The sequence below is a fragment of the Paenirhodobacter sp. CAU 1674 genome, from assembly GCF_029222945.1.
GTDB lineage: Bacteria > Pseudomonadota > Alphaproteobacteria > Rhodobacterales > Rhodobacteraceae > Rhodobacter.
The window spans coordinates 80,697-99,946 of sequence record NZ_JARHUH010000006.1; the positions used below are offsets into that span (position 1 = coordinate 80,697).

The 19,250-nt window shown below is 66.0% G+C and carries 15 protein-coding genes; 10 read left to right on the forward strand and 5 right to left on the reverse strand.

What is annotated here, in order from left to right; all coding sequences use genetic code 11:
- Positions 1-29: 29 nt before the first annotated feature.
- Entirely contained in the window at positions 30-1,793 is a 1,764-nt protein-coding gene (locus P2G62_RS10030; protein ID WP_275734756.1) for a nitrite reductase, read from the reverse strand.
- Between the two features lie 129 nt (positions 1,794-1,922).
- Here P2G62_RS10030 and P2G62_RS10035 point away from each other — a divergent pair, with 129 nt between their 5' ends.
- From P2G62_RS10035 to P2G62_RS10075, 9 genes are all read left to right on the forward strand, one after another.
- On the forward strand, positions 1,923-4,064 hold the full coding sequence (locus P2G62_RS10035) for a NosR/NirI family protein (RefSeq protein WP_275734757.1): 2,142 nt from the start codon (positions 1,923-1,925) through the stop codon (positions 4,062-4,064).
- Positions 4,061-5,266, forward strand: a complete 1,206-nt coding sequence (locus P2G62_RS10040; protein ID WP_275734758.1) for an NnrS family protein — start codon at positions 4,061-4,063, stop codon at positions 5,264-5,266. The genes P2G62_RS10035 and P2G62_RS10040 overlap by 4 nt, the downstream gene beginning before the upstream one ends.
- Entirely contained in the window at positions 5,263-6,150 is an 888-nt protein-coding gene (locus P2G62_RS10045) for an FAD:protein FMN transferase (RefSeq protein WP_275734759.1), read from the forward strand. Before P2G62_RS10040 ends, P2G62_RS10045 begins: the two co-directional genes overlap by 4 nt.
- 97 nt (positions 6,151-6,247) lie before the next feature.
- Complete coding sequence (locus P2G62_RS10050; protein WP_275734760.1) at positions 6,248-6,703, forward strand: cytochrome c; 456 nt, start codon at positions 6,248-6,250, stop codon at positions 6,701-6,703.
- A 12-nt stretch (positions 6,704-6,715) separates the two neighbouring features.
- Positions 6,716-8,113, forward strand: coding sequence for a cbb3-type cytochrome c oxidase subunit I (locus P2G62_RS10055; protein ID WP_275734761.1), 1,398 nt, complete (start codon positions 6,716-6,718; stop codon positions 8,111-8,113).
- Positions 8,114-8,118: 5 nt separating this feature from the next.
- A complete protein-coding gene (locus P2G62_RS10060; protein WP_275734762.1) occupies positions 8,119-8,922 on the forward strand; it encodes a CbbQ/NirQ/NorQ/GpvN family protein in 804 nt (267 codons plus the stop codon).
- Between the two features lie 8 nt (positions 8,923-8,930).
- Positions 8,931-10,874, forward strand: a complete 1,944-nt coding sequence (locus P2G62_RS10065) for a nitric oxide reductase D protein (RefSeq protein ID WP_275734763.1) — start codon at positions 8,931-8,933, stop codon at positions 10,872-10,874.
- A complete protein-coding gene (locus tag P2G62_RS10070) occupies positions 10,871-11,437 on the forward strand; it encodes a cytochrome c oxidase subunit 3 (RefSeq protein ID WP_275734764.1) in 567 nt (188 codons plus the stop codon). Before P2G62_RS10065 ends, P2G62_RS10070 begins: the two co-directional genes overlap by 4 nt.
- 2 nt (positions 11,438-11,439) lie before the next feature.
- Positions 11,440-11,712, forward strand: coding sequence for a nitric oxide reductase F protein (locus P2G62_RS10075; protein ID WP_275734765.1), 273 nt, complete (start codon positions 11,440-11,442; stop codon positions 11,710-11,712).
- Between the two features lie 3 nt (positions 11,713-11,715).
- On the opposite strand, the gene P2G62_RS10080 is transcribed toward P2G62_RS10075, so the two are convergent.
- The gene (locus P2G62_RS10080) at positions 11,716-12,417 is read right to left on the reverse strand and encodes a Crp/Fnr family transcriptional regulator (RefSeq protein ID WP_275734766.1); all 702 of its coding nucleotides are present in this window, start codon (positions 12,415-12,417) and stop codon (positions 11,716-11,718) included.
- Between the two features lie 258 nt (positions 12,418-12,675).
- On the opposite strand from P2G62_RS10080, the gene P2G62_RS10085 reads away from it, so the two are divergent.
- Positions 12,676-13,302, forward strand: a complete 627-nt coding sequence (locus P2G62_RS10085; protein ID WP_275734767.1) for a GNAT family N-acetyltransferase — start codon at positions 12,676-12,678, stop codon at positions 13,300-13,302.
- Positions 13,303-13,341: 39 nt separating this feature from the next.
- On the opposite strand, the gene P2G62_RS10090 is transcribed toward P2G62_RS10085, so the two are convergent.
- The 3 genes from P2G62_RS10090 to phaC form a co-directional block, all read right to left on the reverse strand.
- On the reverse strand, positions 13,342-14,982 hold the full coding sequence (locus P2G62_RS10090; RefSeq protein ID WP_275734768.1) for an acyl-CoA synthetase: 1,641 nt from the start codon (positions 14,980-14,982) through the stop codon (positions 13,342-13,344).
- A gap of 63 nt (positions 14,983-15,045) precedes the next feature.
- Positions 15,046-17,286, reverse strand: coding sequence for a 3-hydroxyacyl-CoA dehydrogenase/enoyl-CoA hydratase family protein (locus tag P2G62_RS10095; RefSeq protein WP_275734769.1), 2,241 nt, complete (start codon positions 17,284-17,286; stop codon positions 15,046-15,048).
- Positions 17,287-17,396: 110 nt separating this feature from the next.
- Positions 17,397-19,187 carry a class I poly(R)-hydroxyalkanoic acid synthase gene (phaC, locus tag P2G62_RS10100; RefSeq protein WP_275734770.1) on the reverse strand — a complete coding sequence of 597 codons (1,791 nt, stop codon included), beginning with the start codon at positions 19,185-19,187 and terminating at the stop codon, positions 17,397-17,399.
- Between the last annotated feature and the right edge of the window lie 63 nt (positions 19,188-19,250).

Consider the following 19,250-nt stretch of genomic DNA (forward strand, 5'->3'; position numbering starts at 1 on the left):
GGCCCCCTCCGGTTTCGCACAACAAGGGATCAGTAGGTGTCCATCCGGGTGTTCAGCACGTTGAACTTGCCGGTGGGGGTAATCAGACGCGGGTCCTTGATGACCTGCTTCAGCTCCAGCGTCTTGTCGTCGACCACCACGATCGCGCTTTCCTTGTCCTTCGCGTTCCAGACCGAGAACCAGACCTCGGTGCCGTCCTTGTTGAACTCGGGCTGCACGACACGCGGCTGACCGTCGGGGATGCCCGCCCACTCGCCGATCGGCAGGGTGGTGAATTCGGGGTCCGTTTCGGTGTCGCCGGTCATCTTGCTGATGTCGAAGACCGCAACCGAGGACGAGACTTCCGCCTCGGGGTTCAGCGGCGCATCGACATACAGGTGGTTCGACACCGGATGCGTCTTGATGAACAGCGAACCGCCACCCAGCGCAAAGAAGCTGTCGACCAGTTTCCAGGCCTGATCGGGGTGCCCTTCAGGGTCGGTGCCGATCAGCGCGACCGAATCGTCGCCCAGGTGCGAGGTCGCCCAGACCGGCCCGAAGACCGGGTGGGTGAAGTTCGCGCCCCGGCCCGGGTGCGGGGTCTGGCCGCCGGTCTCGATCAGCGCGGTCAGCTTGTCTTCCTTGGTATCGACCACCGCAACCTTGCCGCGCGCGTTCGCCGCCACCAGGAAGTAGCGATGCGTGCTGTCGAAGCCACCGTCGTGCAGGAAGCGTTCTGCCTCGATTTCCACCGTCTTGAGGTTCTTCAGGTCGGTGTAGTCGACCAGCAGGATCTTGCCGGTTTCCTTGACGTTGACGATGAACTCCGGGTTGTAGTGCGACGCCACGATAGAGGCCACACGCGGTTCGGGGTGATACGTCTGCTCGTCATAGATGTTGCCGCGCGTCGACACGATTTTCAGCGGTTCGAGCGTTTCGCCATCCATGATCACATATTGCGGCGGCCAGTAGCTGCCCGCGATCGCGTATTTGTCTTCCCAGCCCTCGAATTTCGAGGTCTCGATCGAGCGCGCCTCGGAGCCGACCTTGATTTCGGCGACCGTCGCGGGGGTTTCCATCCACAGGTCGATCATGTTCACCTTGGCGTCGCGGCCAATCACGAACAGATAGCGGCCCGAAGCCGAAATCCGGCTGATATGCACCGCATAGCCGGTGTCGATGATCGCGCGGATTTCATAGGTTCCGCCGTCGATCAGCGCGATTTGCCCTGCGTCGCGCAGCGTCACCGACATCAGGTTGTCCAGGTCGATGTCGTTCATCTTCTGCGTCGGGCGGTCTTCGGGTTTGACCAGAACCTTCCAGCTGTCCTTCATCTCGGGCATGCCGAATTCCGGCGGCGCCGGCGGATCGAGCATGACATAGCGGGCCATCATGTCCACTTCCTGCTCGCTCAACTCGCCCGAGGTGCCCCAGTTCGGCATCCCCGCGGGCGAGCCGTAGGTGATGAAGCTTTGCACATGGTCATAGCCAAGTTCGCGGGTGATATCGGGGGTCAGCGGCTTGCCTGTCGCGCCCTTGCGCAACACGCCGTGGCAGCCCGCGCAGCGCTGGAAATAGATCGTCTTGGCGGCGTCGTATTCTTCTTGCGTCATCACCGGATCGCCGGGTTTGCGGCCCGGGATCTCGACGCTGATCTCGGCCAGCGTCGTCATCGAAGGCTCGTAGGCCGCAGCCGGACCATCTGCATGAGAGGCAGGCTTGTCCTCGGCCCAGGCGCCGGTAACGCCGAGGGTTAGGGCCAGTGCCGCGCTTGCAAGAAGCGTCTTCCTGGCTTTGTGCGCTTGGGTGTTCATTACGGGAATCTCCGTTCGCTGGTGAGGCAAGCGGACGATGCACGATTCCGTGAGGCCCCCACCTTGACTTTTGTTAATGCGCCTGAGGTTCCGTTTTTTCAGGTTGATAAGGTCCAGTTCGGGTATTCGATGCGTTTCTTCCCGCACCTCTTGTCCCTGACCGCACAGCGTGCGGCACCTGCCGCCCTGATCTTCGGGGCGGTTTTTCTTGCGGCCTGTCTGGGCGCAGTGTCGCAGGCGCACGCCTACCAACTGGGCACACCCACCGCGCATGGCGCAGGCGGCGTGGCCGCCGACGCGATAGAGGCTGCCCGCCCCGATGCCGCGCTTGCCGCACAGATGTTCGGCGTCAGCGGGCCGGTATCGCTCAGCTATTCGGAAGAGGGCGTGCCGGGCTGGACCGTGGTTTCGGCAAAGGGTCAGACGCTGGGCCATATCGGGTCGACCTGGGCGATTGCCGGATCGGTCGGCTATTCGGGGCGCCCGCTGGATGTTCTGGTCGCGGTGGACATGAGCGCGCGGATCGCAGGCGCGCGGCTGATGCGCCATTCCGAGCCGGTGCTGACGCTTGGCATCTCGGATGCGGACATCGCGGCCTTCGTCGGGGGGTTTGCGGGGCTGGATCTGAACGCGCCGCGCGATGCGATGCTGAAACCCGCCGCAGATGTGCCCGATGTGATCGCCCGTGCGACGGTGTCGACCGGGGTGATCCGCGACGGTATCCTGCGCACGGCGCGCACGCTGGCCATCGCGCGCGGGCTGATCGCCGATGGCGCAGGGATCGACCGGATCACCTATGCCCCCGCCGACTGGGCCGACCTGATCGCGCAAGGCGCGCTGGTCGGCGCCCGCCTGTCGATGACCGAGGCCAGCACGCAATTTGCCAATGCCAAGGTGCCGCTACCCACGGGCGACGGGGCCTTCGTGGAATTCTGGGCCGGTATCATCGACCCGCCCACGGTCGGCCAAAACCTGTTGGGCCAGCAACTTTATACGCAATCGGTCGGCGCGCTCGGGCCGCGGGACAGTGCGCTGATCGTGATCTCGCGCGGGCTCTATTCCCACCGCGGCACGGACTGGAAGCGCAACGGCACGTTCGAACGGCTGAGCATCGTGCAGGGCGCGACCCGACATCACCCCGCCGCCACCGACTATGCGCTGGTCAAGCGATTGCAGATCGCGGGTGCCCCCGATGTCAAGGAAATCAGCGTGTTTCGCCTGCCCGGCGATGTCATCGACCCGACGCAGCCGATGCGGATCGAACTGACCGCGACGCGGCCCGCACAGCACGGCGCGGATTTGCAGCTGACACTCGGCGCCGATTATACCCTGCCCGATGTCTGGCGTCTGGCGCCACCCGCGGAACCGGTGCCGCTGTGGCAGGAAATCTGGGCGCGCAAACGCCCGCAGACGATCTTTGTCGGGGTGATGCTGGGGGTTCTGACGCTGATCCTGTTTGCGCAGGAATGGATCGTGCATCGGCCCCGGCTGTGGCGCGGTCTGCGGCTGGGGTTTCTGGGCACGACCCTGCTGGGGCTGGGCTGGGGGCTGAACGGCCAGTTGTCGGTGGTGCAGGTGGTGGCCTTCGTGCAATCGCTGCTGACCGGGTTTCGCTGGGAAACCTTCCTGATCGAGCCGGTGATCTTCATTCTGTGGGCCTTCGTGGCCCTTGGTCTGCTGTTCTGGGGGCGCGGGGTCTATTGCGGCTGGCTGTGCCCGTTCGGCGCGCTGCAGGAATTGCTCAACGTCGCCGCGCGCCGCCTGCGCATCCGTCAGATCGCCGTGCCGCAGGCCCTGCACGAACGGCTTTGGGTGATCAAATACACGCTCTTCGTGGCGATTCTGGCGCTGTCTTTCTATTCGATGCATGACGCGCTGGTTCTGGCCGAGGCAGAGCCGTTCAAGACCGTCGTCTCGCTGCGCTTCCTGCGTGCCTGGCCGTTCGTGCTGTTCGCGCTGGCGTTGCTGACCGCCGGGCTGTTCATCGAGCGGTTCTATTGCCGCTACCTGTGCCCCTTGGGGGCGGCGCTGGCGATCCCGGCGAAACTCAAGATCTTCGACTGGCTCAAGCGGCGCCCGCAATGTGGCCGCGAATGCCGCTATTGCGAAACCCAGTGCACCGTCGGCGCGATCGACCCGCTGGGCCGGATCAACCCGAACGAATGCGTACTGTGCCTGCGCTGTCAGGTGATCCAGCATGACGAGACCGCCTGCATGATCCTCAAGCGCCGCGCCCGCGCGCAGAACGCCGCCAAAGGAGAGACAGCATGACCGCGCTGAAACGTCTGCTGGGCGAAGGGTTTCGCGTCTTCTTTCTGGCCGCGGGCCTATGGGCGGTTCTGGCGATGGCGCTGTGGGCGGTGTCGCTTGGGGCGGGCTGGTCGCTGCCGGGGACGATGGTGCCGCAATACTGGCACGCGCATGAGATGATCTTTGGCTACGGCGGCGCGGCGCTTGGCGGGTTTTTCCTGACTGCGGTGCCGAACTGGACGGGCGCCGCCGCCGCGCGGCATCTGTTCATCGGCACGGTGGCGGGGCTGTGGCTGGCCGGGCGGCTGGCGGTGGCGCTATCGGGCGTGCTGCCAGCCGCGCTGGTGGCCTTGGCCTGCCTCAGTTTTCTGCCGGTGCTGGGCGCCAAGATCGCGACGCAGCTGATCCGCCGCCCGAAACCGCAAAACCTGCTGTTTCTTGTGCTGCTTGCGCTGGTCTGGCTGGGCGAATGGCGGGTGCAGCTCGATCTGCTGGGCCTGCCCTGGGGCGACAGTGCGGCGGGGCTGCGCGCGGGGCTTTACGGTCTTGGCGCGATGATCGCGGTTCTGGGCGGGCGGGTCACCCCGGCCTTCACCCGCAATGCACTGATCCGCCAGACCCTTGCCGATACCGGGACAGAGCCCGCCCCCAAGACCCTGCCCCACACCCGCAAGCCGTTCGATCCGCTGGCGATTTCCCTGTCGATCGCGGTTGTCGTCGCGGTGCTGGCCGGGCTGCCCGATGCGCTGAGCGCGGTGCTGATGCTGGCCTTCGCGCTGGCGCAGCTGCTGCGTATGCGGCACTGGCGCAGCGATTTTGCCTTTCGCCAACCGATCCTGTGGGCGCTGCACCTGAGTTTTCTGGGCCTTGCGCTTGGCTATGCGATAACCGGGTTGGCCCTGCTGGGGATCGGCCCTGAAATCGGCGCGCTGCATGTCACCGCGATTGCCGGCATCGGCGGGATGACCCTGGCGGTGATGAGCCGTGCGACCCTTGGCCATACCGGGCGGCCGCTGATCGCGCCGCGCGCGGTGGTCTGGGCCTATGCGCTGCTGCCGGTGGCCACGGTGCTGCGCTGGATCGCGGCGTTGGCGCCCGATCTGTATCTGCCTGCAATCCTGAGCAGTGCGCTGGCGTGGTGCGTGGCCTTCGGGCTGTATGTCGTGGCGCTGTGGCCGGCCTTCTGGCGGCCCCGTTTGCCGCGCACCGGGGGGTCGCAATGAACCGCCGTCGGTTTCTGTGCCTCGCGGCCGCCGCCGCCACGCCGGTTCTGGCCGAAACCGGCGCGCCCCTGACGCAGGTCTGGCAGGGCACCGCGATGGGCTCGGCGGCGCGGATCACGTTGTCCGGGGTGGAGGGCCCGCGCGCGCAGCGGATATTTGCGCAGATCGCGCGCGAGCTGGACCGGATCGAAGCGGTGTTTTCCCTGCACCGCGACAGCGCACTGACGCGGCTGAACCGCGACGGACGGCTGAACTGGCCGGGCGCGGACATGCTGGCGGTCTTCGCGCTGTCCGACCGGGTGCACCACGCGACCGGCGGTGCCTTCGACCCGACGATCCAGCCACTGTGGCAGGCGCTGGCCCGGGGCCAAGACCCGCAGCCGGCCCGCGCACTGTTGGGCTGGCCCGACATCCGCGTTGCGCAAGACGAAATCCGCCTGCCGCGCCCCGGCATGGCGCTGAGCTTCAACGGCGTGGCGCAGGGCTATGCCGCCGACCGGATCGCGGCGCTGATGCGCGGCGCAGGCCTGCGCGATGTGCTGATCGACACCGGCGAGATTTCGGCCCTGGGCACCCGCCCAGACGGCACGCCCTGGCGCGCGCGGATCGAAACGCCCGCGGGCGCCGCGCTGCGCGACGTGGCGCTGCGCGACCGGGCGCTGGCGGTGTCGGCCCCTTCGGGCACCCGGATCGGACCGCAGGGCACACAGGCGCATATCCTCGACCCGCTGGGGCGGGCCCCGCGCTGGACCCTTGCGGCAGTGGCCGCTCCCTCGGCGGCGCTGGCCGATGCGCTGTCCACCGGGCTGTGCGTGATGGACCGCCCGGCAATCGCAACGGCCCTCGCCGCGCTGCCCGACGCCGAAATTCTGGCACTTATCTGAGCAATCAACCCGGGATTGACTTTCGTTAAGGCGAGTCGGTTCACGGAAATGCGATCAGAATTCCACCGATCAACCGCTCCGAAACAAGGAGAGCGCAATGCGCGAAGTCATGACCAAGAGCATGGCACGCAATATCTTTTATGGCGGGTCACTGTTCTTCATCATCATCTTTGTGGGTCTCTCGGCGCAAAGCCACCTTTACATCCGTTCCACCTCGACCAACGAGGCGACGCTGACCGACTCGGTCAAGGCGGGCAAACGGATCTGGGAAGAGAAGACCTGCATCAACTGCCACACGATCCTGGGCGAAGGCGCGTATTTCGCCCCCGAGCTGGGCAATGTGATGACCCGCTGGGGCGTTGCGCCGGAGGATCACGCCGGGGCGATGGAGTCGCTCAAGGCCTGGATGGACGCGATGCCCACCGGCATCGAGGGCCGCCGCCAGATGCCGCAATTCAACCTGACCGACGAGGAATATCAGAACCTCGCCGATTTCCTGCTTTGGGTTGGCACGATCAACACGCAGGGCTGGCCGCCCAATGATGCGGGCTGAGGGGGACAGATCATGAAATACGAAACACAAAAGATCGCGCTGGCGTATATGGCCGTGGCGCTTGGGCTGTTCCTGATTCAGGTGCTGATGGGTCTGATCATCGGCTGGGTCTATGTGCAGCCCAACTTCCTGTCGGAACTGCTGCCGTTCAACGTGGGGCGCATGCTGCACACCAACGCGCTGATCGTCTGGCTGATTACCGGCTTCTTCGGCGCGGCCTATTTCCTGATCCCGGAAGAGGCCGAGCGCGAAATCCATTCCGCCAAGCTCGCCTATATCCAGCTGGCGATCCTGGTGGTCGGCACGCTGGGTGCGGTCATCACCTATACCTTCAACCTGTTCGAGGGGAACATCCTTCTGGGCAAGGAAGGCCGCGAGTTCCTGGAACAGCCGGTCTGGGTCAAGCTTGGCATCGTCGTCGCCGCGCTGATCTTCCTGTTCAACGTCTCGATGACGGTGCTGAAGGGGCGCAAGACCGCGATCACCAATATCCTGCTTCTGGGCCTGTGGGGGCTGGCGCTGCTGTTCCTGTTCGCCTTCTACAACCCGTCGAACCTGGCGCTCGACAAGGAATACTGGTGGTATGTCGTCCACCTGTGGGTCGAAGGTGTGTGGGAACTGATCATGGCCTCGATCCTGGCCTATCTGATGCTCAAACTGACCGGCGTCGACCGCGAGGTGGTGGAGAAATGGCTGTACGTCATCGTCGCCGCCGCGCTGTTCTCGGGCATTCTGGGCACGGGGCACCACTACTACTGGATCGGGATGCCGGGCTACTGGCAGTGGATCGGGTCGATCTTCTCCTCGCTCGAGGTGATCCCGTTCTTCGCGATGATGGCCTTTGCCTTCGTGATGGTCTGGAAGGGCCGCCGCGACCACCCGAACAAGGCCGCCCTGCTGTGGAGCCTGGGCTGCGCCACGCTGGCCTTCTTCGGCGCGGGTGTCTGGGGCTTCCTGCACACGCTGCACGGGGTGAACTTCTATACCCACGGCACGCAGATCACCGCCGCGCATGGCCACCTTGCCTTCTTCGGTGCCTATGTCTCGCTCAACCTCGCGATCATGTCCTATGCGATGCCGATGCTGCGTGGGCGTGACCCCTACAACCAGGTGCTGAACATGGCCTCGTTCTGGCTGATGTCGGGCGGCATGACCTTCATGACCTTTACCCTGACCTTCGCGGGCACGGTGCAGACCCATATGCAGCGCGTTCTGGGCGAAGGCTTCATGGATGTGCAAGACCAGCTGTGGGTGTTCTACGTCATGCGCTTCGGCTCGGGCGTGGCGGTTGTGCTGGGCGCGATCCTGTTCATCTATGCCCTGGCCTTCCCGCGCCGCGAAGTCGTGACGCCCGGCCCGGTCGAACGCACGCGCATGGTCAATGACCCCGACCACATGGCCGCGGAGTGACCCCGATGAACGCACATACCAGCATGGAGGGGGCCGACGCCCCCTTCTACCTGCCCCAGGGCGATGAATGCGGCATCTTCACCGCCGCGGCCAGCGCCAACCTGCCGGTGCTGCTCAAGGGGCCCACGGGCTGCGGCAAGACCCGCTTCGTGGCGCATATGGCCGCGCGGCTGGGGCGCCCGCTTTATACCGTGGCCTGCCATGACGACCTGTCCGCCGCCGATCTGATCGGGCGTTATCTGCTCAAGGGCGGTGAAACCGTCTGGGTCGACGGGCCGCTGACCCGCGCGGTGCGCGAAGGCGCGATCTGCTATCTCGACGAGGTGGTCGAGGCGCGCAAGGATGTGACCGTCGTGCTGCATCCGCTGACCGACGATCGCCGCATTTTGCCGATCGACCGCACCGGCGAAGAACTGCAGGCGGCGCCGGGGTTCATGCTGGTTGCCAGTTACAACCCTGGCTACCAGAATATTCTGAAAACCCTGAAACCATCGACGCGGCAACGGTTTGTCGCGCTGGAATTCGATTTTCCTGGCGCCGCGCATGAAACCCATGTCGTCGCGCGCGAATCCGGGCTGGGCGAAGACCGGGTGAAACCGCTGGTGCGTCTGGCGGGCAAGCTGCGCGCGCTGAAAGGTCAGGATCTGGAAGAGGGCGTGTCGACCCGTCTGGTCGTCTACGCCGCCACGCTGATCGCGCAGGGCATGCCGGTCGAGCGGGCGATCAATGCCGCGATGATCGAACCCTTGTCCGACGACGAGGATGTGAAACGCGGGCTCCGCGATCTTGTAACGGCCATTTTCGGGTGAGGCCGGCCGTGACCAGGATCGACTTCGAGCCATGGGAACCCGAAGAAAGCGTCGGGAAACTGTGGCACGCCCTTGCCAGCCGTCTTGATGCCCCAGAGGCGTATGACGGAGCCCGTGTCGACCTTGCAGAGGTCGGCGGACGGCTGGCAGTCTTTTTCCGTGCATTGGGGGGCGGGGCATCGTGCGAAATCCGCCCCGTTTCGGAAGAGGTCAGCCGACACCGGCTGTCCTTTCTGCGCCGCCTCGGCACCGAGGCGGAAACCATTCCCCGCGCCAGTTTCGACGGAGAGGCGCTGCGCCTGCCCGCCTCGCTGGCGCTGTATCCTGCGCGCGAGGCCAATGCCGCCGCCTATGTCTGGCTGGCGGCGATTGCCACGCAGGCCCCCGCCACCGCCACGGCGCCGCAAGATCCGTTGCAGGCCGATCTGGCGCATCTGCATCATGCCCGCGCGATGGTCGCCGCCACCCTGACCGAGGCGCCGGGATTTGCCAGCCTGTATGCCGATCTGTGCGCCGCGCTGCTGGTATTGCGCCCCACGCCCGCCCTGCCCGCCGCAGAGGCCGCGGTCGAGGCGATGATCCGCGCCAGTCTGGGCGATGACGCACCGCTGCCGCCACTTGCGCAAACCTATGAGGACGCGCTGGCGCAGGGCCACTGGGCCACGCTGCAGGCGCCGCGTGGCTATCAACCGGCGCGGCCGGTGCCGCTGTGGCCCGATCTGCGGGGCCGCCAGACATCGGCAAAGGACACGGTTGAAACCCGCCCGGCCGAGGGCTCGACCGAGGAAAACACCAGCGACAAGACCCATCGCGCGCGCCGCCGCAAGGCCGATCAGATCGAACGGCGCGACAGCTTCATCCTGCACAAGTTCGAGGCGATCCTCAGCTGGGCCGAATTCATCAACCTCAACCGCCGCGTCGATGACGACGACCCCGACAGCGCCAAGAAAGCCGCCGACGATCAGGACGAAATCGGGCTGGGGCAGGTGTCCAAGGCGCCGGCCACGCGGCTGAAGCTGCATCTGGATCTGGCGCCCGAGGATGTGGATCGCGAACGGCTGTCGGGCCGCTTCCTGTACCCGGAATGGGATGTGCGCACCGGGGCCTATCTGGCCGATCACTGCTGCGTTCTGGCCAGCCCGGCCGCACCCAGCCCCGACGCCCCCACCTTTCACACCGATCCGCAGGCCGCCCGCCGCATCCGCGCCGTGAAGCGCCAGTTCGAGGCGCTGCGCCCCGGGCGGGTCAGCACCGCGGGCCATCTGGATGGCGACGATCTGGACATGGAGGCCGCGGTGCGCGCGCAGGTCGAACTGGCCGCCACCGGCACCGCGCGCGATCGGATCTGGCGCCAGACCCGGCCGCAAAAGCGCGATCTGGCGGTGTCGATCCTGCTGGACGTATCGCGATCGACCGAAAGCGCGGTCTCGGGGCGCGCCGTGATCGACATCGAACGCGAGGCGCTGGCGGCGCTGGCCTGGGGGCTGGACGCCTGCGGCGACGATTTCGCGATCCATGCGTTTTCGTCGCTCAAGCGCGACCGGGTCTATATGCTCGGCTGCAAGGAATTCGGCGAGCCGATGGGCGCCGGCGTCGAAAGCCGCATCGCCGCGCTGCGCCCCGGCTTTTATACCCGGCTGGGCGCCGCGATCCGCCATGCCTCGGCCGATCTGGCGGGGCAGGCGCGCAAGCGGCGCCTGCTGCTGGTCATCACCGACGGCAAGCCCAACGACCTGGACCATTACGAGGGCCGCCACGGCATCGAAGACAGCCGCATGGCCGTGCAAGAGGCCCGACGCGCCGGCCAATCGGTGTTCGGCATCACCATCGACCGCGAGGGCAAGGCCTGGTTTTCCCGGATCTTCGGTCGGGGCGGGTTTGCGGTGATCCCGCACCCCGACCGGCTGAGCGCGGCGCTGCCGGAAATCTACCGCCAACTGGTGGGCGCATGAGCACACCCGAGCACCACCCTGAACTGCATCCGCTCGATCAGTTGCCCGGCGATCTGATGATGTGGGTGCTGATTGTCTCCGAACTGCTGGTGTTCGGCGCGGGGCTTGCGGCCTTTCTGGGGGTGCGGATCACCGACCCGGCGGGCTTTGCCGCCGCGCAGGACCATCTGCATCGCACCGCCGCCGGGATCAACACGCTGGTTCTGGTCACCTCGGGCTTCTTCGCGGCCCGTGCCCTGCGCGCGGCCGAGGCGGCAAATCCCGCGCGCACCCGGCTGTGGCTGGCCGCCGCCGCCCTGCTGGGCGGGGTGTTTCTGGCAATCAAGGGGATGGAATACGCCGAAAAGGCCCGTCAGGGCATCGGGATCGAGACCGACACATTCTTCACCTTCTATTACCTGCTGACCGGGTTTCATGCCGCCCATGTGGTCGCGGGGATCGTGATTTTGGGGCTGGTGGGCATCCGCTGCGCGCCGCGCACGGTCGAGGTTGGCGCCGCCTTCTGGCACATGGTCGATCTGGTCTGGGTGCTGCTGTTTCCCGTGATCTATCTGCTGAGGTAAGCATGCATCCCGACACCATCACCCGCGCCTGGATCTGGCTGGTGGCGCTGTCGCTCGGCTCGACCGCGATTGCGGCCACGGTCAGCGCGGGGCAGGTTTCGGGGCCGGGTGTGACGCTGGCGGGAAGTGCGATCCTGGCGCTGGCCTGGGCCAAGGCGCGGATCATTCTGGCGCGCTATCTGGGGCTGGCGCAGGCGCCGTTCTGGCACCGCGGGTTTTCCGTGGTGCTAGGGCTTTACTGTATCATCCTGCTGGGGCTTTACCTGATCGGCTGAGGCTCAGGCCTTGGTCCAGGCCATCGCAGGGTCTTCATCGGCATAATCTCGCAGCACGGCGATGTCGTCGATCACCGCCACGTTCTGACGAATCCGCACCCCCTGATCGCGCAGCTTGGCGAAAGCGCGGCTCAGGCTTTCGGGTTTCATCCCCAGACGTCCGGCGATCAGCACCTTGTCATAGGGCAGCACCACCTCGCAGGCGCCTTCCGCGCAAGACGCCAGATCCAGCAGGAATTCGGCCACGCGCTGCGCACCGGTCTGCGCCTTGAGCTGTTCGATCTGCGATACCAGACGGTGCAGATGCAGGAAGGTCGCGGACAGCAGCGAAACTGCCAGCTCGGGTTCCTCGCGGATCAGCCGCACGATCACATCCGCCTCGATCCGCACAAGCGTGCAATCTGTCGCACATTCGGCCGAGACCGGGTAGGGATCGGATTTGAAGGCCACCGCCTCGCCGAAACTGTCGCCACGGGTAAAGACGCCCACCACCGCCTCGGCCCCATTGGGCGCGATGCGATAAAGCTTCACCCAGCCTTCGGCCACGATATAGATCGCCGTCGCGGTTTCGCCTTGCAGGAACACCGTTGCGCCCCGGTCCATCGTGCGCAGCCGGGCGTGCGCCATGATGCGTTCCAGCGCCGCTTCGGGAACGTTCGACAACAGCAACGACTGCCGGACAACGGGCTGAAGTGCATGCACCATGGGAAAGACCTCTCGCATCAAACCTTTGGCAAGGGTCACATCCTTTGTTCCCTGCGCGCGACACCCCGACGTTGCGATGTGGTGCCCGGCATGGTTATCGCCCGATATGGAACGCACTGCAAGCTGCGGCGTTCCCGCGGGCGGGAAAGGTCCGGCGCGGCAGCCTTGGAATAGCGGTCATGCGCAAACCGCCCCTTGGAATGCTGCACTGCAGCGATATGTAGACGCCGGGGAGGATCACACGACAGGAGGCTGTAGATGGCACAGATTGCGCCGCTTGCCGACCCCCTTGAGGGCGCCCCGCGTCCGGTTGATCCGCTACCCGATCCGCCGCGCCCGCGCGCGCGGCGCTGGCCCCATGCCCGGCTGGGCCGGGTTCTTGCCCCGTTCTGGCATCTGGGCGACCACCCGCCCGCACAATCGGCCGGGGCGGTTCCGATCAACGCGCTGGCCCCGTCCGACATCGGCTTGCTGATCGTGCATTATGCCCTGCTGGGCGCCGAGGACCGTAAGGCCCGGTTCCGCAGCAACCTGAGTTTCAGCGCACTCAGCCACCGCTATCACACGCTCGACTGGGGCGCGTTCCGCTTTCTGGGCGCGCGTGTCGGGCAGCGTCTGGTCGCGGTGGCCGAACTGGCCCCGCTGCCCGACGGTATCGGGCCGGGGCGTGAACTGGCGCTGTCGGTTCTGGGGCCGTGGCAACACAGCGGAATTGGCGAACGGCTGATGCAGGCCGCGATGCGCTTCGTCTGCACCGAGGAACGCCAGCCGCTGATGCTGTTCGTGCGCCCGGACAACAAGCCGATGGTGCGGCTGGCACGCAAACTGGGCGGCGCCTGTCAGGCCGAGAATGGCGATTACAGCTTCGTCTTCCCCGCCGCCTGAGCGGATCGGGCGGGGCCTGCGCGGCCCCGCCCGTCCATCTTAGCTTTGCAGATCCATCGTGCGCGCCTGATCGCGCAACACGAATTTCTGCACCTTCCCGGTCGAGGTTTTCGGCAGCGCGCAGAACACCACGCTTTTGGGCGCCTTGAAATGCGCCATGTTCTGACGGCAGAAGGCGATCAGCTCGGCCTCGGTCACGCTGGCACCAGCGCGCAGCGTCACGAAGGCGCAGGGGGTCTCGCCCCAGCGTTCATGCGGGCGGGCGACCACGGCGGCCTCCATCACATCGGGGTGCTTGTAAAGCACGTCCTCGACCTCGATCGACGAGATGTTCTCGCCGCCCGAAATGATGATGTCCTTCGAGCGGTCCTTCAGCTCGATATAGCCATCGGGATGCATGACACCCAGATCGCCCGAGGCGAACCAGCCACCCTCGAAGGCTTCGTCGGTGGCGGTCGGGTTTTTCAGATAGCCCTTCATCACGTTGTTGCCGCGCATGAAGATCTCGCCGATCGTCTCGCCATCGGCGGGCACCGGCTGGCGCGTTGCCGGATCGCCCACCATCAGCCCCTCGGCCGCCAGGTTGCGCACGCCCTGCCGCGCCTTCAACCGGGCGCGTTCGGCCGGGCTTTGCACATCCCATTCGGGGTGCCAGGCGCAGGTCACCGCCGGGCCGTAGGTTTCGGTCAGACCGTAGCCGTGGGTCACGTCAAAGCCCAGAGCCTCCATCTTCTCGATGATGATCGCGGGCGGCGGCGCGCCGCCGGTCAGCACCTTGATCCCGGTCTGCAACCCGTCCTTCATCTCTGCGGGCGCGTGCACCAGCATCGCCAGAACCACGCTCGCGCCGCAGAAATGGGTCACGCGCTCTTGCTTCATCAGCCGCAGGATCGGCTCGTCGCGCACCGCACGCAGGCACACGACCGTGCCCGCCGCCGCCGCGATCGTCCAGGGGAAGCACCAGCCGTTGCAATGGAACATCGGCAGCGTCCACAGGTAAACCGGGGTTTCCCCCATCTGCCAGGTCGCAATGTTCGACAGCGAGTTCAGATGCGCGCCGCGATAGTGATAGACCACGCCCTTCGGGTTGCCGGTGGTGCCCGAGGTGTAGTTCAGGCTGATCGCATCCCATTCGCTGGCGGGCGGCGACCACTGAAACGCCGGGTCGCCCGCCGCAACCAGTTCGTCATAGCTGTGCTGCCCGATCCGGCGACCACCGTCATAGCTCGGGTCCAGAATGTCGATCACCAGAATGTCGCGCCGCCCCGAGATATGCACCGCGCGTTCGGCCACTTCGGAAAATTCCGGGTCGACCAGGAAGACCTTGGTTTCCGCATGCGTCAGGATGAAGGCGATCGCCTCGGCATCCAGACGGGTGTTGATGGCGTTCAGAACCGCCCCCGCCATCGGCACCGCGAAATGCGCCTCATAGATTTCGGGGATATTGGTGGCGATGATCGAGACCGTATCGCCGGCCCCGATCCCGCGCGCGGCCAGCGCACTGGCAAAGCGGCGGCAACGGTCATAGGTTTCTGCCCAGGTGCGGCGCACGTCGTTATAGACGACCGCGGTGCGCTGCGGAAAGACCGTCGCGCTGCGCGCCATGAAGCTGACCGGGGTCAGCGGCACATAGTTGGCCGGGTTCTGGTCGAGCCCGATATCATAGATGTTGTGTTTCATCCGGTTACTCCTCCTGAGGCGTGCTGTATCTTTCACCGCACGGCTGTATTTGCATGTGAAACGTCACGTCCTGAGCGGTTTTCCCGTGCGCAGCATGTGACCGATCCGCGCCAGCGTCAGCGGATCGCGCGCCAGCGCCATGAAGGCCGCCCGCTCCAGCACCCGCATCGCGTCTTCGTCGATCTCGGCGCCCGGGGTGGCCTCTGCCCCGCCGGTCAGCACCGTGGCAATGGTCGCCGCCACGGACAGATCGGCCGCAGACAGATCACCCGCGGCATGGCGCGCCTGCAACGGCGCCAGAAGCGTGTCTGCCGCCTCTGCGCCTGCCGTGTGCAAAGACACCGGCGCGGGCGGGGCGTAGCCCGCGATCAGGCTTTCGGCCAGCGCGACCGCAGTGTCGAACGTATCGCCGGGATGCATGACCACCGGGCTGTCAGGCGCCAGCAGCCCCAGCGCCACGGCCTCGCGCGCCGAATCCGCAGGGCGCTTCAGACGCAGCGCCGCGAAGGCGTGCTGCAACTCGCCCCGGGCATCCCCATGGGCCTGCGCCCGCGCCAGAAGCCGCGTGCAGCCGCCCCAGGCCGGCAGCAGGCCCACCGCATATTCGGGCAGCGACAGTTTTGCCTCGGCATGGGCCACGCTGGCCGAACAATGCAATGTCAGCTCGCAACCGCCGCCAAGCGCCAGCCCGCGCAGGGCCGCCACCACCGGAACCGGCGCTGCGCGCAGCCCGGCATAAAGCCCCTGGCCGCGGGCCACGAAGGCCTCCAGCGCGGCCCAGTCGCCCGCCTCGATCAGCGCGGCCATCGCCGCCAGATTGGCCCCGGCCGAAAATGCGCGCGGATCGTGATTGCCGATCACCAGCGCCCGGATACGCCCGCCCACGCAGTCCAGCGTGGTCGCGATCATGTCGAGCGCGCCGCTGTCGATCGCGTTCATCTTGGTGCGCAGTTCCAGACAGGCGATGCCATCGCCCAGATCCCACAGCGCGGCCGAGGCATTCTCGGTAATCGACGACGCCCGGGCCTTGGCCTGTGCCAGCCGATCCTGCGCCGCCGAGGCAAGACCCGGGGTCGCAGGCGTGCGGGTCAACCCGGCGTCCAGCGCGGCCAGGCCCGCATCGCTCAGCCCGTCGCGGATCTTGAAGGGCCCGCGACGCCACGCATAGCCCAGCTCCATCGCCACGTCGATGTCGGCCGGGCGGTCGGCGATGGCCTCTGCATGATCCTGCGCATAGCGCAACACCGTGCCCAGCACCGCGCGGGCATAGGCGCCAAGCGCGGTCTGGTCTGCCAGCAGCGCCTCCAGATCACGGCCGCCGCCGGGCAGATTGGCCGCACCAAATCCGGTAAGGGCCATGTAATCGCCCGTCGCCGGGTCGATCACCTGCATCTGCCCGTCCGCGCCCTTGCGGTAGAACCCGGCCCCCGCCTTGCGCCCGAACCGCCCCGCGGCGATCATCGCCTGCACCAGCGCCAGTCCCGGCAGATCGAAACGGTTGATTGTGTCATCCGCCGGCAGCGCCTGCATCAGCGAGCCCCAGATCGACGGGATCATGTCGATACCCACCAGATCGGCCAGCCCGAAGACGCCGGTGCGCGGCACGCCGAACGCCTGATGCACCGCATCCGCCTGTTCGATGCTGACCCCCAGGCGGATCGCCTCGACCATCGCCACCGACATCCAGGTGCAGCCGATCCGGTTTGCGATGAAGCCGGGCGTGTCGCGGCACGCGATCGTGGTCTTGCCAAGCGCCATGCGCCCGGCCTGCGCGGCGAACCCGACGGCGGGGCTGCCCGCCGGGGCGACCAGTTCCAGCAGCGCCATGTGACGGGGCGGGTTGAAGAAATGGCTGATGATGAAGGCCTCGGCAAAGGCGGGGCGGCGGCCTTCGATCAGCGCGGCGCGCGGGATCGTCGAGGTGTTCGACGACACCACCGCGCCGGGTTTCAGCAACGGCTCGATCCGGGCGTAGAGGTCGCGCTTGACGGCAAGGTTCTCGATCACCGCCTCGATGATCCAGTCGGCCTCGGCCAGACGCCCCAGGTCATCTTCGACATTGCCCGCCCGCACCAGCGCGACCGGGTCCGCACCCATGAAACCGCCTGCCTTGATCTGATTGGCAATCCCCGCTTCGGCCCGGGCATTGCGGGCCTCGGGGGCGGGAATGTCCAGCAAATCAACGCTGACCCCGGCATTGGCGAATTGCGCGGCGATGCCCGCGCCCATGCTGCCCGCGCCGATCACCGCCGCCCGCAGACAGCCCGTTTGCGCAACGCCCTCTGCCAGTCTTACCGCCGCCATTACCGCACCTCCGGCATCGTCACGGCAGTCGTGCCGTGACTTGCAGGATTTTCAACGATCAGGACATCGGTTCTCATTTGTATCTCTCGTTTCTTGGGAGGAGGAAATCATCATTTCGCCAGCACATAGCGGCCCGGGGCATCCTCGATGACCTTCAGGCCACCTGTGCCGGGCTGGCGTGCAGGCACGCGCGGCGCGCCATCATGTGCGTCGATCCATTCGGCCCAGACCGGCCACCACGAGCCGGAATGCTGGGTTGCACCCGCCAGCCATTCATCCGGGGTGGCGGGGTAATCGTCGCGCAGCCAGTAGCCGTATTTCGGACGGCCCGCAGGCGGGTTGATCACCCCCGCGATATGGCCCGAGCCACCCAGCACGAATTTCACCTCGCCGCTCAGCAACCCCGTCGTCGGGTAGATCGAGGTCCAGGGCGCGATGTGATCTTCCTTCGTGGCCAGCACGAAACAGGGCACCTCGATCTTCGACAGATCAATCGGCGTGCCGTCCAACGTCAGATGCCCGGGCTTGCGCAACCCGTTCTCGATGTAGATCTTTTCCAGATACCACAGCAGCATCGCAGCGGGCAGGCGGGTGCTGTCGGCGTTCCAGAACAGCAGATCGAAGGCCGGGGGCTTTTGCCCCATCAGGTAGTTCATCACATGGAACGACCAGACCAGATCGTTCTCGCGGATCATCGAGAACATGTCCTGCAAGTGGTGGTTTTCCAGATAGCCGGTCTCGGCGGTATGGGTGCGCAGCGCGGCCAGCTGATCGCGGTCGATGAACACGCCGATCTCGCCGACATTGGTGAAATCGACCATCGTCGCCAGCGTGGTGGCGGTGGCGATCCGCTTGTCGCCGCGCGCCGCCAGCCAGGCCAGCGTCGCCATCACCAGAATCCCGCCGATGCAGAAGCCCAGAATGTCGAACTGCTTTTCGCCCGTGGCCTTCTGCATCGCATCCAGCGCGGCCAGCGGCCCGAGCTTCATGTAATCCTCGAAGCTCATCTGCGCGTGCTCGCGCGTCGGGTTCACCCAGGAAATCAGGAACACCGAATGCCCCTGTTCCAGCATGAACTTCACCAGCGAATTATCGGGGCGCATGTCGAAGATATAATATTTGTTGATCCACGGCGGCACGAACAGCAGCGGGCGCTTGCGCTGCGTTTCGGTCTGCGGATCGTATTGGATCAGCTGCATCAGCGCGTTTTCATACACCACCTTGCCCGGCGTCACCGCCAGATCGCGGCCCACGACAAAGGCCGCCGCATCGTTGGTGTTGATGTCCAGACGCCCCTCGCCGCGTTCCAGATCCTCGACCAGGTTGCGCAGCCCATCCAGCAGGCTCTGGCCTTCGGTTTCCAGCAGACGGTCGCGCGCCGCCGGGTTCAGCGCCAGAAAATTCGTGGGCGCCAGCGCGCTCAGCATCTGCCGGGTGTAGAATTTCACCCGCAGGCTGTCCTTGGTGCCTTCGGGCAGCAAAGACAGGAAGTCTTCGGTCGCGCGTTCCAGCGCCAGATGGCTGTCGCGCAGACCGCGGTTCACCGGGTCGGCATTCCAGCGCCGGTCGCGAAACCGCTTGTCGGCGACCTTTTCGCCCTCGCCGGTCCAGGCATTCGCCCAGGCCTTGCCCCAATCGAGCCAGAACCGTTGCATGTATTCCAGCGATTCAACCGGCCGTTCCCAGATCGCAGGCAGGGCGCGCAGATAGGCCTCGGCCACGCCGCGATAATCGACGATCGAGAAATCCGCGCCCGAGATCTTGGCGCTTGCCGTCTCTTGCGCGCGCTGCATCACCGTCTGCAGACGGGTCATCAATTCCATGAACTCTGCCGCGTGTTGCGCCAGCGTCTCGGGGTCCATCTGTCCTTTACCGGGGGTCATCGTAGGCTGATCGTTCATTGGGGGCTCCTCCCTGAAACTGTCGCTCACATCATCAGATGAACCGGGACCATTGCACCGCGC

What these genes read in the sequence shown, in the direction of transcription:
- P2G62_RS10035 (WP_275734757.1), top strand. Translation starts at nt 1,923, where the DNA reads ATGCGTTTCTTCCCGCACCTCTTGTCCCTGACCGCACAGCGTGCGGCA.
- P2G62_RS10080 (WP_275734766.1), bottom strand. Translation starts at nt 12,417, where the DNA reads ATGGTGCATGCACTTCAGCCCGTTGTCCGGCAGTCGTTGCTGTTGTCG.
- P2G62_RS10030 (WP_275734756.1), bottom strand. Translation starts at nt 1,793, where the DNA reads ATGAACACCCAAGCGCACAAAGCCAGGAAGACGCTTCTTGCAAGCGCG.
- P2G62_RS10085 (WP_275734767.1), top strand. Translation starts at nt 12,676, where the DNA reads ATGGCACAGATTGCGCCGCTTGCCGACCCCCTTGAGGGCGCCCCGCGT.
- P2G62_RS10075 (WP_275734765.1), top strand. Translation starts at nt 11,440, where the DNA reads ATGCATCCCGACACCATCACCCGCGCCTGGATCTGGCTGGTGGCGCTG.
- P2G62_RS10050 (WP_275734760.1), top strand. Translation starts at nt 6,248, where the DNA reads ATGCGCGAAGTCATGACCAAGAGCATGGCACGCAATATCTTTTATGGC.
- P2G62_RS10070 (WP_275734764.1), top strand. Translation starts at nt 10,871, where the DNA reads ATGAGCACACCCGAGCACCACCCTGAACTGCATCCGCTCGATCAGTTG.
- P2G62_RS10040 (WP_275734758.1), top strand. Translation starts at nt 4,061, where the DNA reads ATGACCGCGCTGAAACGTCTGCTGGGCGAAGGGTTTCGCGTCTTCTTT.
- P2G62_RS10045 (WP_275734759.1), top strand. Translation starts at nt 5,263, where the DNA reads ATGAACCGCCGTCGGTTTCTGTGCCTCGCGGCCGCCGCCGCCACGCCG.
- P2G62_RS10090 (WP_275734768.1), bottom strand. Translation starts at nt 14,982, where the DNA reads ATGAAACACAACATCTATGATATCGGGCTCGACCAGAACCCGGCCAAC.
- phaC (WP_275734770.1), bottom strand. Translation starts at nt 19,187, where the DNA reads ATGAACGATCAGCCTACGATGACCCCCGGTAAAGGACAGATGGACCCC.
- P2G62_RS10055 (WP_275734761.1), top strand. Translation starts at nt 6,716, where the DNA reads ATGAAATACGAAACACAAAAGATCGCGCTGGCGTATATGGCCGTGGCG.
- P2G62_RS10095 (WP_275734769.1), bottom strand. Translation starts at nt 17,286, where the DNA reads ATGGCGGCGGTAAGACTGGCAGAGGGCGTTGCGCAAACGGGCTGTCTG.
- P2G62_RS10060 (WP_275734762.1), top strand. Translation starts at nt 8,119, where the DNA reads ATGAACGCACATACCAGCATGGAGGGGGCCGACGCCCCCTTCTACCTG.